This is a genomic window from Pseudidiomarina sp. (assembly GCF_048267825.1).
Classification (GTDB): Bacteria; Pseudomonadota; Gammaproteobacteria; order Enterobacterales; family Alteromonadaceae; genus Pseudidiomarina.
Genome location: NZ_JBLWWR010000003.1, coordinates 40,684 through 54,276, shown reverse-complemented (window position 1 = coordinate 54,276; position 13,593 = coordinate 40,684). Strand labels below are relative to the sequence as shown.

Sequence of the window (13,593 nt, the reverse complement as noted above, 5' to 3'; positions counted from 1 at the left end):
CCTATGCTCTTACTTGGCGCAGCTTAACGTCGCGCCGATAAGTCAGTGCGACGAATTTGAACCACCAAACCGAGTTGTGGGTGATCAAAATAATGGGTTTCATGACTGATCACGCGGCGTAACTGGTTCAGTCGATAGCTACGCAAAAATTGTGAAGTTATTCGTTCCACTTGCAAGGCTTGTTCGAGCTGCGCTGGCAGTTCGCGTTGATTGAAGCGCACCTTTTGTGGCGATCGCAATTCAAGGTCACTGTCGATATGCAAGTAGTTGCCAACCAAATAGATATGCAAAGTACCATCGAGTTCCCACACCGGTGTTGGGCGCTCTGAATGCTCTCGTGCCGGCAGCAGTGGGGGTGGATTTGGAGTACGGTGATCACGATAACTCAAATTCAGCGCATTCTGACTAACCTGATCCAACAATATTTCGAGCTCTTCAAATAGCTTAGGCTCGCTTTCGTTTTTATCGTCAACGGCTTCAATGTGAGCCAAAGGTGGCTGCTCGTATCCGCTGGGTAGGAACCTTTGGCCAAAGTTACGACCACCGAACAAGCGAACTTTATTATTGGCGCTACGGTTAAAAACGGGAATTCGATAGGTTACATGCAGCAGCGGTGTGCCAACATTTCGACGCTCTAACTGTTCACGAAAATCATTAAAGGTATGCGCAGATTCAGCGAGTAAGTAAGGTCCAGTTGCCTGTGTCATGTCACCACCAAAACCGTTAATTACAGATGCTGGCGCATGTTTGAAGCCACTTAAAATACGTGCTGGTTGATACCAGGGCTCCGCGAACGGGTCGAGTTCTTCGGCTTGGGCGCAAAACACCGGGCGCACTTGAAGTTCTTGCTCTGCATCAGGGCATTTAGGAATATCATGAAGCATGCCGTAAAAATTTGGTGCATAAAACTCTGAAAGCGGATCATTGGCTGCTTCCACCTGGCGAGGAGGGTGCCAGGGGAATTCTTCGATATCAGGCGTTTCAGTGTGTTTAAAAACCAACACCTCAACCTCAAACCAACGCCAATCTTCAGGGTTTTCCTGAGCGAAACCAGCGGTAGAAATAGCTAAACCAAATGCGATTAGGCTCGTGCGCAACCAAGCAGTCATAATTATCCTCGTGCAAACTCGTCTAATAACGACTCTACCAGTTTCAGACGACCTTGAGTATCTTCTATTTTACGAAGAATACGTAAACGATTAGGGCCATCAAGACGGTATTCATCTGGTTGAGACTGAATTAAACCAATCAAAATGTGCGGAGAAACACGCGTATCATCGGCAAACTCGATGTTAATACTCTGCGGGCCACCGTCTATTTTACGAATTCCCAGTGTACCAGCCCGATTGCGCAGCTCAGTTACCCGAACGAGGTTTTTAACCGCATCAGGTAAAAGACCGAAGCGGTCTATCAGCTCAACCTGAATTTCATGCAAGCTTTGCACATCGTCACTACTGGCAATGCGTTTATAGAGGCTTAACCGCGTATTCACATCGGCAATGTAGGTTTCCGGTAATAACGCTGGCACACGAAGGTCAATTTCTGTTTGTGCTTTAAGTAGCTGATCAAGAGCAGGCTGTTTGCCTTCACGTAATGCTTTCACTGCTTGCTCGAGCATTTCCATGTACAGCGTAAAACCGATGGTTTCAATTTGTCCACTTTGGTCATCACCAAGCAACTCACCAGCACCGCGAATTTCTAAGTCGTGCGTCGCCAACATGAAACCCGCACCCAAGTCTTCAAGTTGGGAAATGGCTTCCAGACGTTTTATAGCATCCTTGGTTATACGTTTCGGGTTGGGAGTTAATAAGTATGCGTATGCTTGATGGTGCGATCGCCCAACACGGCCGCGTAACTGATGCATTTGGGCAAGGCCGAGGTGATCAGCCCGGTCCATAATGATGGTGTTGGCGGTTGGCACATCAATACCAGTTTCCACAATCGTTGTGCACACCAGCACGTTATAACGTTGATGGTAAAAGTCGGACATAATGCGCTCAAGATCGCGTTCACGCATTTGGCCGTGCGCTACGGTAACCCGAGCCTCCGGAATTAACGCTGCTATGGTTTCAGCAGTTTTCTCGATGGTTTCAACATTATTGTGCAAAAAGTATACTTGCCCGCCACGCAGTATTTCACGCAATACGGCCTCACGAATTGTTGGTTCATCATACTCACGCACAAAGGTTTTAACGGCCAAGCGCTTAGCCGGTGGCGTTGCGATAATGGATAAATCACGTACACCGTGCATGGCCATATTTAATGTGCGCGGAATTGGGGTTGCGGTAAGCGTTAAAATATCAACGTCAGCACGTAAGCGTTTGACGGCTTCTTTTTGGCGCACCCCAAAGCGGTGTTCCTCGTCCACAATTAACAGCCCGAGGTCTTTAAATTTTACGTCGGCGCTAAGCAGTTTGTGCGTGCCAATAACCAGATCAATTTTGCCTTGAGCAAGGTCTTCTAAAATCTTTTGCGTTTGCTTGCCTGTTTTAAACCGTGACAAAACTTCAACGCGAATCGGCCAATCCGCGAAACGGTCTTTAAAGTTTTCAAAATGCTGTTGAGCCAATAATGTTGTGGGCACTAACACCGCGACTTGTTTCGCGTCGCTCACTGCAACAAAAGCGGCACGCATAGCCACTTCTGTTTTACCGAAACCTACGTCACCACACACCAAACGGTCCATCGCGCGGTCAGATTGCATGTCGGCCAATACGCCTGCAATTGCCGCCTGCTGATCATCAGTTTCTTCAAACGGGAAGCTGTTAGCAAAGCGCTGGTATTCTTCAGTATCAAGATGATAGGCGTAACCTGGCTTCGCTTCGCGACGGGCATACACATCGAGTAACTCGGCCGCAACATCACGAATTTTCTCAGCAGCTTTGCGTTTCGCTTTCTCCCATTGGTCGTTACCTAATTTGTGCAGTGGTGCTGAGGCTTCCTCACCACCGCTGTAGCGGCTCAATACATGCAGTGCCGCTACCGGCACATAAAGCTTACTGCCACTGGCATATTCGATAGTCACAAACTCGGTAGTGACGCCACCTGTGTCCAAGGTTTGTAGGCCTTGATACCGGCCCACGCCATGATCAATATGAACAACCGGTTGGCCAATGCGCAGCTCAGCTAAGTTGCGAACCATATTTTCAGCACTGACAGTCGCTTTTTGATCGCGACGACGGCGCTGGGCAATGCGCTGACCTAATAATTCGGTTTCGGTAATGACCAGTAGTTTTTGTTCAGGTAAGGCAAACGAATTAATAATAGGGCTAACACTGATACCGCACGTATCGGTGCTTGCTATAAAGTCATCAAACTGGTCAAACTCCGCCAGGTGCAATTGCAGCGGTGCCAATAGTTCCCGCAAGGTTTCGCGGCGCCCAGCCGACTCCACCAAAAACAGCACGCGCTGTTTCTCAGCGAACGCCTGTTGTAAGCGCTTTTGTAAGCTCTCGAGTGGGTTTTTTAATTGATGATTAACCGCAATCTCGCCCAAACTGTCTGTTTTGAACAGCTGCGGGCCGGGTTGCGGTTTCCCCTCGGGTACCATGGCACGAATACGTGGCATGGCCTTAAATGCGCCGTGTACCTGATCAGCGGATAAAAACAGCTGCGCTGGCGGAACTAATGGCCGCAGCGGGTCATAGCGGCGTTGTTCGTAACGTTGGTTGATATCCTGCCAAAGCTGCTCAAGGCTGCCTTGTAGATCGCCAAACGAAACCAACAGGGTGTTATCCGGTAAATAATCAAACAGGCTAGCGGTTTGTTCAAAAAATAACGGTAAGTAATATTCGACACCGCCGGGGAACTGTTGATTCGAAACTTGATAGTACACTGAATCACGGGAATTCGAAGCGTCAAACATCTCGCGGTAGCGCGCGCGAAACGCATCAATAGCCGTAGGCGAGGTAGGGAATTCATGGGCTGGCAATAAGTTGATTGCGTCAATTTCTGCCGAAGACAGCTGCGTGTCTGGGTCAAATATACGAATTGAATCAACTTCATCGTCAAAAAAATCAATGCGATAGGGCTGTGAACTACCCATTGGGAATAAATCGAGCAAGGAACCGCGTACGCAGAACTCGCCATGCTCCATGACTTGGGCAACGTGCCGATAGCCAGCGCGCTCAAGGCGCTGACGCAGGCCATGGATGTCCAGTTTCTGACCTTTATTAACCTGTACCGCTTGCCCCGCAACATAGTTAGTGGGAGCAATACGGTGCATTAACGTATTTAATGACACAATAAGTGCGCCACGCTGCATATCTGGCAGGCGTGCGAGCACACTCAAACGCTCTGAAATAATATCCTGATGCGGCGAAAAGCTGTCGTAGGGCAACGTTTCCCAGTCAGGAAACACCATCACCTGTTGGCGCCAGGTAGGGGTGAAATATTGCACTTCATGTTCAAGACGATGCGCTTGGGGCGCGTCTGGTGTGACGACCAGTACCGGCCCGTCATGTTGTTCAATGAGCTGCCCAAGCGCAAGTGCAACACTACTACCAGCAAGATTTTGCCAGGTGATGTCTCGAGTTGCATTCGCGGGTTTTGGTGGCGTAAGAATAGACGCTTTGGTCATGAGTTTTTGAATTCTCTACTGCGTTTCATTGTATGCATTGAAGTATACCGCAACTTGACGCTTGGATCAGTCGTCAGTTTTCTTTATGCTTGCTGCGCGAGCTATTTAGCAATGAGTTATTTAGGACACACATGTTTAAACCAGCTGCTTTATTTTTGGGAATACGATATAGCCGAGCCCGTCATGGGAATCGGTTTACGCGATTTATTAATCGATTTGCCCTTGCTGGAATTCTTATCGGTGTCGCCGCATTAATTATTGTTAGTTCGGTTATGAATGGCTTTGAAGCCCAGCTCAAGCAACGTATTTTAGGCGTTGTGCCGCAATTAACAATTACCTCAAACAGTACTTCAGGCATTTCGGATTGGCAGCAATTGGCCACCAGTATACCGACGCTACCTGGTCAACGCGCTTTGGTGCCTCAGGTGGGCAGTGCGGGGGTGGTGCAAAGCAGTGGTCAATTGCGGCCCGTATACATTCAGGGGTTGTTTCCTGATGCAGCAGACGCGCGCGAACAATTTCAACCACTGGAAGATAATATTCTCTATGGCAGCCTGAACGCGCTTCAGGAGGGCAGTTACAGCATTGTGTTGGGGCAAACATTGGCGCAGCAGCTTGACGTTTGGCCGGGCGATTCAATACGTGTTATCGCTGCTGCAGGCGGCATTTATACCCCATTAGGGCTGATGCCTGCACAACGCCAGTTTACTGTGGCTGGCATTGTTGCCATGCAATCCGAAGCCGATAAGCAATTGCTTATCATGCATGGTGCCGATGCCGCACGACTTTTGAGATTACCGCAAGGGCATGTTTCTGCGTTACGCTTCTATTTCAATGATCCATTTAATGCATTGACTGCTGAGCCGCATCTGAAGGCCTTGTTGGACGATCAATTAACGACGCATACCTGGCGTGAGCAGTATGGTGAGTTGTTTGATGCAGTGAGCATGGAGAAGCGCATGGTCGGCCTCATGTTAGGCCTCATTATTGCTGTGGCCGCGTTCAATATCGTCTCTGCACTAATGATGGTTATTCAAGACAAACGCTCTGATATTGCTATTTTGCAAACCATGGGAATGCGCCGCAGTCATTTGTATTCGATGTTTATGATACAAGGCTTAGCTAATGGTGTTGTAGGTGCATTAGTGGGCTTACTTTTGGGTGTTACGGGTGCGAGTTATGTGAATGAAATTCTGTCAGCATTGCGGGTAGACTTGAGCTTTACCGGTCAAGCTGGCCTGCCCGTGTTGATGCAGCCAGAACAAATTATCACAATTGTGCTGGCAGCAATGTTGCTGACCTTACTGGCAACCTTTTATCCTGCTTGGCGAGCAAGTCAAATATTGCCTGCCGAAGCATTACGCTACGAATAATACAAGGATTGCACAGAATGTTGATGGAATGCCGCCAATTATCCCGTGTTTATCAAGACGGTGACCGCCAATTACGGGTGCTACAACACGTTGAACTTACTATCGAAACCGGTGAAATGCTTGCCATTGTTGGCAGCTCGGGGTCAGGGAAAAGTACCTTGCTGCATTGCATGGGGGGGCTTGATAAACCAACTTCCGGCGACGTGTTGTTCGCAGGCGAACCGATTCAGAATTGGTCCGCAAATACGCTAGCAGACTGGCGCAATCAAGAACTGGGTTTTATTTACCAATTTCATCATTTGTTACCTGAGTTTTCTGCCTTGGAAAATGTTGCCATGCCGCAACTGATAGCTGGTATTAATGGCACCGCTGCTGAAGCGCGGGCGCGGGCGTTACTGGAGCGTGTCGGGTTAAGCGAGCGGGTGAACCACCGTCCGGCAGAGTTATCTGGTGGTGAGCGTCAGCGTGTGGCTATCGCGCGGGCTCTCGTCAATGGGCCGCGTCTCGTGCTCGCGGATGAACCGACCGGTAATCTCGATGATACAACAGCCATTCAAATATTTGAGTTGTTGCAAGAATTAAACCGTGAACTAACCACAGCGTTTGTCATTGTTACACATGATCAGTCGTTGGCCGCGCAACTGCCGCGCACATTAACTTTGCATCATGGGCAACTGGTGCCTCCGGAACATAACACATGATGCAGCCCTGGAATCTAACATGGCAGTTGGCAAGGCGCTTTCGCAAACGCAGAGAGCGCAGCGGCTTTGTGTCATTTATATCGGCTTCGTCAACGCTAGGAATTGCGCTCGGCTGTATGGTTTTTATCGCTGGGTTAAGCGTGATGAATGGTTTTGAAAAGGTGTTGCAAGAGCGTTTTTTGAGCCTCATTCCGCATGTTGAACTTCGCGCCGTTAATAGTCAACTCGAAGATGCTCAGAAAATTATCGATATCAGCCTGGCGCATCCACAGGTGATTAGCGCAAAACGTGTGATTCGTACGCAGGGTATGGTGCAACAAGGCGCCCAATTTACCGGAGTGCAGGTGCAAGGCGTTGATACCAGTCAACCTCAATCAATTGAAAGTTATACGGATGCGTCAACGTGGCAGGCGTTACAAGACACTCCCAAAGGCGTGATGTTGGGTGCCCAGTTGGGTAAAAAGCTTAAGGTTGATGCGGGCGATTCAATTATTTTATTGGTCGCCCAAAATGGTAATTTCCGCGAGCCCAAACGAACCCGTTTACAGGTACTTGGTTTCTTTAATTTTGGCGGGCAGGTTGATCATCAATTTGCTTATGTGAAACTCGATACCGCGCGAGAAATGGTGGGTATCAAGACAGGAACAACAGCTGTTGAACTGAGCGTAACGGACATTCTGCAAGCCCAGCGCGTTGCCAGCGAATTAGGAAGTCAAATACAAGAATACATTTATTTGGATAGTTGGATGCGATCGCAAGGACATTTATATCGCGATATTCAATTGGTACGGGTGGTCATGTATTTGGTGTTGGTTTTAGTATTGGCTGTTGCTTGCTTTAATATTGTGTCGACCCTAGTCATGACAGTTCAAGAGAAACAGCGACATATTGGTATCTTAGCTACTATGGGCTTACGCTCGAAGAAAATCATGCAAGTATTTGTCTGGCAGGGGCTACAGAACGGTATGTTTGGCGTGTTACTGGGCGTTATTGCGGGCTTATTACTCACGATTGCCTTGCCTGATTTAATGAGTTTGGTGCAATGGTTTAGCGGTGAAACGTTACTGGCGAGCGATGTGTATTTTATCAATCAAATTCCGGTGGAACTGGAATGGCTTGATGTGCTTTTGGTTGCGGCGGTGGCGGTATTGATGAGCATTTTGGCAACGATTTATCCAGCTTGGCGTGCGGCAAAAACGGAAATAGTGCAGGCGGTTAGTGGCTAAATTAATGCTTTGATTTATGCTGCTTGGCTTTTTCGAGCATCCGTTGAGCGCGCTCGCGCCAAGCGCTGACAACCGACTGGCGCCACAGCAAACTAATGGTGAAATAGCCAACTAAACTGCTGACAATGGCCATAATCAGGCAGCCCAACAAGAATGCAGGGCCTATGGTGGTGATGCTATGTCCAAGCCATTGCCAAGACAGTTCAAAAGCAAAGGCTTGCGAGGGCTGGCCGAGTAACCATGTGCCAATAAGATAACAAAAATAAAAGAGCACCGGCATCGTGATGGGGTTCGAGACCCACACCAACGCTACCGAAAGCGGTAAGTTAACGCGAAACGGAATTGCAGCCGCTGCCGCCAGTACCATTTGAAAGGGCACTGGAATAAAGGCACAAAACAAACCAACAGCGAAACCTCCTGCGGCAGAGCGTCGATTGAGATGCCACAAGTTTGCATCGTGCAGCAACTTACCGAAGACCTGAAGGCTACGGCTGTTTCTCACAGTTTCATGACTAGGCATGATGCGTTGAATAAACTTTCGTGGCATGTTTAATCCGTTTAGTTCTGGCCGAATTTAATTCATCAAAACAGGTACAACGTCCATGGATAGGTGGTTGTGCGCAGCGCTGTTAGGCTATGCCCTATCGTTTAGTTTTAGCAAGCCATTGGCTATTGAGCAATGGCTTGTAGCTGCAACTTTAGTCGTGCTCATTGTTTGGCAACTTCAGTCAATGCGACGTTATGCGACAGTCATAGGGTGTGTATTGTGCGGCATTGGGTGGGGCAGTGGCAACGCTTATTTGCATCAATCAGCACAAATTTTGCCGGCTAATTTTGGCAAAACATTGTCCGTTGAGGTTGCAATAACGGGTATAACGCAAGTCCGTGATAAATTCTGGCGGGTAGAAGGGGAAATTGTTCAACTAAACGGTACAGCATTACCGGCAAACATCTTTCAAAACTCCTCGATTCGGCTCAACTGGTATGAACCTCCCGCAGAGACTGTTCGTCCGCCGCAGGCTGGCACGATTTGGCGTTTCCAGGCTCGCCTCAAACATCCACAAGGCATTCGCAATGACGGCAGCTTTCTTTATCATCGCTATTTAGTGAGTCGCGGTATTCACGCGTTGGGAAGTATTCGAAGCGGCCATTATGTACGCGGTAAACCAAGCTACCGGCAGCAGCTCTTTAATCAACTGGCCGCATACAGTGATGAATTTCAACAGTTTGGTATTTTACTCGCTCTAACACTGGGTGATCGCCAAGCGCTCTCGCCCGAACAGTGGCTAACCTACCAACGCACCGGTCTCGCGCATTTAATTGCCATTTCAGGCTTGCACTTAAGCTTGGTGGCTGGTGGCGTATTACTTCTCAGCAGAACATTTAGCGCGCGCTTGGGCCGTAGCCGAAGCCGTCGAGAACTTCTTAACAGTTGGATAGTAGGGACAATTTTGGCGCTGCTGGCTGCCTTTGCATATGCGTGGTTAGCTGGTTTTGCCACGGCAACGTTACGCGCATTTGCCATGTTTTCGGTGGTGATGCTGCACAAATACTATGCATTGCACACACCACCGTCACGGGTATTGCTGCGGGCGGTAGCGGTTGTTGTTGTCGTTGAACCCATGGCGTTATTGCAACCAGGATTTTGGCTGAGTGTTGGTGCTGTCGGCACGATTTTATTGATGCATTGGCGCTGGCCTGTCATTCGTGGACGGTGGCACGCTATACGCGCATTGTGGCGCCTGGAAGTGGTGCTGACCTTGGGCCTGTGGCCGCTAACAGCGTTGTGGTTTGGCGGCTTGCCTGTGCTCGCGCCGCTTACCAACATGGTGATGGTTCCGGTGATTGCGATGTGGGTATTGCCGATGAGTTTGATGGCATTACTGGTGTTGTCATTGCAGCAAGATAGTGGTGCTGTATGGCTATTTCGGGTGGCGGAATGGCCGTTAAATATAGTAGAGCCCGTGCTAGAGGCTATTGCGCGATCGCCTTGGCAATGGCTACCTGATCATGTCAGCGGCTCAATCAGCTGGTTAGCAATATTACTGGTTGCATGGCTATTGCCATGGCGTAACCGTTGGAAACTTGCGGCAAGTTGCGTATTCATTGTTGGATTGCTTATTGCGCGGCAGTTGCAAGCTTTAGACACTTCGATAAATTTGTATGTTTTGGATGTTGACCAAGGTTCCGCCATTGTTGTTGCGCAAGGCAATCGCGCTTTGTTGATCGACACCGGCGCTGATTGGGAACTGGGCGGAAATATGGCGGAACGTGCCATTTTGCCGTTTTTGCGGCACCATCAACTGGTTCCTGAACTGGCATTTGTAAGCCATACCGATAATGATCATCAAGGCGGGGCTACAGCCATTCGCGCCATATTCCCGCACCTACGTTGGTACGGTAGCGGGCAAGGAGCTCCTTGCACCGCCGGGCAAACTGGCGTTTGGGGGAAAGTGCGTTGGTCTGCGTTGCATCCACGCGAAGTAACTGAGAACGTGAACAACGATGACTCATGCGTATTGCTATTGGACGTAAACGGAACGCGGATTCTGATACCCGGAGATATAAGTAAGCGCGCCGAACGCCAGTTGTTGGCGCATGCGGCCGACGTACGTGCCGATATCTTAGTGCTGGCGCATCATGGGAGTAATAGCTCGAGTGAAAGCTATTTTCTGCGCGCTGTACAGCCGCACATAGCCGTGGCAAGTCGCGGGCGTAATAATGCGTATGGCATGGTTGCCGAACCGGTTAGAACGCGGCTGCGGGATATGGGCGTAAAACTCATTGATACCGCGGTAGGTGGCCAAGTTAATATCTCGCTGAGTAAGTCAGGATGGCACGCGATACAACCTTGGGCCGCAACACATCGCGCATGGTTTGATGCGGATAACTAGCCAGTCGCCCACTAAAACGGTTAGAATGCAGTTATTGTTGAACTTATTAAGACTTGCATGAGCTCTGAAACCATTTCTGAAAACATCTCTGAAACCCTAAAAAAGCGCACATTTCGCCGCTTAATAGGTTACATAAAACCGTATCGTGCGGCCTTTATCTTTTCAGTGTTTGCCATGATTGGCTACGCGGCGGTTGATACATTTTTCTTCTCGCAAATAGAAACACTCATTGATGATGGCTTAACGGAACAAGACCCAACCATACTGATCTACGGTGCTATTTTTGTACCCTTGGTGTTTATTACACGTGGGGCGTTCAACTTTATTTCGACTTATTTGCTGAATTGGGTGGGCTTTCGTGTCATCACCACATTAAGGCAACAGTTGTTTGACCACATGATGAAGTTGCCGGTGTCGTTCCATGACCGGCACTCAACGGGCGATCTGCTCTCAAAAATCACCTACACCACACAACAAGTGGCAGAGGCAAGTTCGCGCGCCATTCTGGTGTTGATTCGCGAAGGTGCATTCGTCATTGGCTTGTTGGGTTTGATGTTTTACATCAGTTGGGAATTGTCCTTGGTGTTTTTGGTGGTCGGGCCGTTAATTGCGAAGGTGGTTTCGGTTGTATCTAAGCGCTTTCGTCAGGTTTCGCGACGCATTCAAACCGCCATGGGTAATGTGACGACCACCGCTGAGCAGATGCTCAACGGCCACAAAGTTGTGGTGATGTATGAAGGGCAGAAGCGTGAATCGAAACGTTTCCGCGACATTAATAATGTCACTCGTAATCAGAATATGAAACTGATTAATGCGCAAACAGTAAGTACCTCAATTATTCAGTTGATTGCGTCGTTTAGCTTGTCCATGGTGCTCATTTTAGCCAGCTTCCCAGATATGCTGGAACAGCTTTCAGCGGGGGCATTTACCACCTTACTGACCTCAATGATCATGTTACTGCGGCCATTAAAACAACTGACAACGGTTAACAGTGACTTTCAGCGGGGTATCGCTGCGGCACAAAGCATTTTTGAAGTGCTTGACGAAAAGCCGGAACCGAATACTGGAACCTATTCTGTGGAAAGAGCACAGGGCAATATTCGCTTCGAAGACGTCACATTTACTTATGACGAAGCTGAATCGCCAGCGCTTGATCACGTTAATTTTGAAGTGAAGCCGGGTAAAATTCTTGCGTTAGTTGGCCGATCAGGTAGCGGCAAATCAACTATTTCTAATCTTCTTACCCGTTTTTATGCACCGCAGGGCGGCAAGATTTACCTTGATGGCGTTGATATTTATGACTACAAACTGAAATGTTTGCGCCGTCAGTTCGCTCTGGTTTCGCAGCATGTCACTTTATTTAACGACAGTATTGCGAATAATATTGCTTATGGTGCGCATGGTGATGTTAGCGACGCGCGCATTCGCGAGGTTGCTGAGCAAGCATTTATTACCGAATTTACGGACAATTTGCCCTTAGGTTTAGACACTATGGTTGGTGAAAATGGGGTGATGTTGTCGGGCGGGCAGCGGCAGCGTATCGCTATTGCCCGAGCCCTGTTGCGTGACGCACCAATTTTGATTCTTGATGAGGCAACGTCCGCACTGGACACCGAATCAGAGCGCCACATTCAAAAGGCATTGAGCCAACTGCAACAGAATCGTACGTCGATAGTGATTGCGCATCGTTTGTCCACCATAGAAAGTGCTGATGAAATATTGGTGATGGAAGAGGGCAAGGTACTGGAACGTGGCGATCATCAAACCCTACTCGAAAAGCAAGGTGCTTATTACCAACTCTATAGTTTGCAGTTTAGCGGAGCTGATCTCTAATGTTCTGGCAGCGAGCCTGGTACCGTTCGGGTCTCGATTTTCGGTTAATTCTTTTATGGCCGTTGATGATTGTTTTTATCGCCTTAAGCTGGCTGCGCAGAGCATTATATCGCATTGGCGTTCTGCCAACGTTCCGGGCTCCGGTGCCAGTGATTATCATTGGCAATATTAGTGTTGGAGGCACGGGCAAAACGCCAGTGACCGAAGCTGTGGTGAAATGGGCCCAGAACAACGGGTATTCACCGGCGATTGTTTCGCGAGGTTATGGCGGTAAAGGACCCTTTCCACAGTGCGTAACGGCTACGTCACCTGCTGAAGTTGTCGGCGATGAACCTAAATTGCTGGCGCAGCGCACCGGCGTACCCATAGTCGTTAGTCCGAACCGTAAGCAAGCCATTTCCAAACTGTTACACGAAGCCCCGCAGGTTAATCTAATAATCAGTGATGACGGCTTACAGCATTACCGTTTAGCGCGCGATATTGAAATTGTCGTTATTGATGGCGAACGTGGCTTGGGTAATGGCTGGAGACTGCCGTTGGGGCCGCTGCGTGAATCGAAACAGCGCCTTACGCAAGCCGATATTGTGGTGCAAAACGGTGGCGCGGAAGCACGTTATGGTTGGCGCTTTTCATTACAACCTGGCAATTGGCGGCGTGTGCGCGATGAGCAGGAAGTGCCTGTGCCGCAGGGCGAGTCCATTGCTGTGGCTGGCATCGGCAATCCGCAACGTTTCTTTGATACGCTCAAGCAGGCCGGAGTGACTGTTACTGAAACCTATGCTTATGCCGATCACCATCCGTTTAGCGCGACTGATTTTGCAAGTATTGACCCAGCAGTCACTGTTCTTATGACCGAAAAAGATGCGGCTAAATGCCAAGCATTTGCTCAAGACAACTGGTTCTATTTGCCAGTTTCAGCTAAGTTTGAAGACGGTTTTTGGCAACAATTGCAGGCGCGCCTGCAGAAAGTGTCCAACAAGGAGTAAT

General features: G+C 49.0%; 9 protein-coding genes. 6 read left to right on the top strand and 3 right to left on the bottom strand.

Going from position 1 to position 13,593, the window contains the following annotated elements; all coding sequences use genetic code 11:
* Positions 1-23: 23 nt before the first annotated feature.
* Together ACN0UN_RS04450 and mfd are read right to left on the bottom strand one after the other, a co-directional pair.
* Positions 24-1,109, bottom strand: coding sequence for a CsiV family protein (locus ACN0UN_RS04450; protein WP_417658907.1), 1,086 nt, complete (start codon positions 1,107-1,109; stop codon positions 24-26).
* Between the two features lie 2 nt (positions 1,110-1,111).
* Positions 1,112-4,579, bottom strand: a complete 3,468-nt coding sequence (mfd, locus tag ACN0UN_RS04445; RefSeq protein ID WP_417658906.1) for a transcription-repair coupling factor — start codon at positions 4,577-4,579, stop codon at positions 1,112-1,114.
* 131 nt (positions 4,580-4,710) lie between these two features.
* Between mfd and ACN0UN_RS04440 the strand changes: the two genes are divergently transcribed.
* From ACN0UN_RS04440 to ACN0UN_RS04430, 3 genes are read left to right on the top strand one after another with little or no spacing between them, the layout of a single operon-like run.
* Positions 4,711-5,952: a lipoprotein-releasing ABC transporter permease subunit gene (locus ACN0UN_RS04440; RefSeq protein ID WP_417658905.1), complete on the top strand. Its 1,242-nt coding sequence runs from the start codon at positions 4,711-4,713 to the stop codon at positions 5,950-5,952.
* A gap of 17 nt (positions 5,953-5,969) precedes the next feature.
* Positions 5,970-6,653: a lipoprotein-releasing ABC transporter ATP-binding protein LolD gene (gene lolD / locus ACN0UN_RS04435; protein ID WP_417658904.1), complete on the top strand. Its 684-nt coding sequence runs from the start codon at positions 5,970-5,972 to the stop codon at positions 6,651-6,653.
* Positions 6,650-7,879 carry a lipoprotein-releasing ABC transporter permease subunit gene (locus ACN0UN_RS04430; protein ID WP_417658903.1) on the top strand — a complete coding sequence of 410 codons (1,230 nt, stop codon included), beginning with the start codon at positions 6,650-6,652 and terminating at the stop codon, positions 7,877-7,879. Before lolD ends, ACN0UN_RS04430 begins: the two co-directional genes overlap by 4 nt.
* A gap of 1 nt (position 7,880) precedes the next feature.
* Here the strand turns inward: ACN0UN_RS04430 and ACN0UN_RS04425 are convergent, their stop codons facing one another.
* The gene (locus ACN0UN_RS04425; RefSeq protein ID WP_417658902.1) at positions 7,881-8,426 is read right to left on the bottom strand and encodes a DUF2062 domain-containing protein; all 546 of its coding nucleotides are present in this window, start codon (positions 8,424-8,426) and stop codon (positions 7,881-7,883) included.
* A 55-nt stretch (positions 8,427-8,481) separates the two neighbouring features.
* Here ACN0UN_RS04425 and ACN0UN_RS04420 point away from each other — a divergent pair, with 55 nt between their 5' ends.
* From ACN0UN_RS04420 to lpxK, 3 genes are read left to right on the top strand one after another with little or no spacing between them, the layout of a single operon-like run.
* Positions 8,482-10,773: a DNA internalization-related competence protein ComEC/Rec2 gene (locus ACN0UN_RS04420; RefSeq protein WP_417658901.1), complete on the top strand. Its 2,292-nt coding sequence runs from the start codon at positions 8,482-8,484 to the stop codon at positions 10,771-10,773.
* 57 nt (positions 10,774-10,830) lie between these two features.
* Complete coding sequence (msbA, locus tag ACN0UN_RS04415; RefSeq protein ID WP_417658900.1) at positions 10,831-12,606, top strand: lipid A export permease/ATP-binding protein MsbA; 1,776 nt, start codon at positions 10,831-10,833, stop codon at positions 12,604-12,606.
* Positions 12,606-13,592, top strand: coding sequence for a tetraacyldisaccharide 4'-kinase (gene lpxK / locus ACN0UN_RS04410; protein WP_417658899.1), 987 nt, complete (start codon positions 12,606-12,608; stop codon positions 13,590-13,592). The genes msbA and lpxK overlap by 1 nt, the downstream gene beginning before the upstream one ends.
* Position 13,593 lies beyond the last annotated feature (1 nt).

Coding starts and splice junctions, on each gene's coding strand:
- ACN0UN_RS04450 (WP_417658907.1), bottom strand. CDS start 1,109: ATGACTGCTTGGTTGCGCACGAGCCTAATCGCATTTGGTTTAGCTATT.
- mfd (WP_417658906.1), bottom strand. CDS start 4,579: ATGACCAAAGCGTCTATTCTTACGCCACCAAAACCCGCGAATGCAACT.
- ACN0UN_RS04440 (WP_417658905.1), top strand. CDS start 4,711: ATGTTTAAACCAGCTGCTTTATTTTTGGGAATACGATATAGCCGAGCC.
- lolD (WP_417658904.1), top strand. CDS start 5,970: ATGTTGATGGAATGCCGCCAATTATCCCGTGTTTATCAAGACGGTGAC.
- ACN0UN_RS04430 (WP_417658903.1), top strand. CDS start 6,650: ATGATGCAGCCCTGGAATCTAACATGGCAGTTGGCAAGGCGCTTTCGC.
- ACN0UN_RS04425 (WP_417658902.1), bottom strand. CDS start 8,426: ATGCCACGAAAGTTTATTCAACGCATCATGCCTAGTCATGAAACTGTG.
- ACN0UN_RS04420 (WP_417658901.1), top strand. CDS start 8,482: ATGGATAGGTGGTTGTGCGCAGCGCTGTTAGGCTATGCCCTATCGTTT.
- msbA (WP_417658900.1), top strand. CDS start 10,831: ATGAGCTCTGAAACCATTTCTGAAAACATCTCTGAAACCCTAAAAAAG.
- lpxK (WP_417658899.1), top strand. CDS start 12,606: ATGTTCTGGCAGCGAGCCTGGTACCGTTCGGGTCTCGATTTTCGGTTA.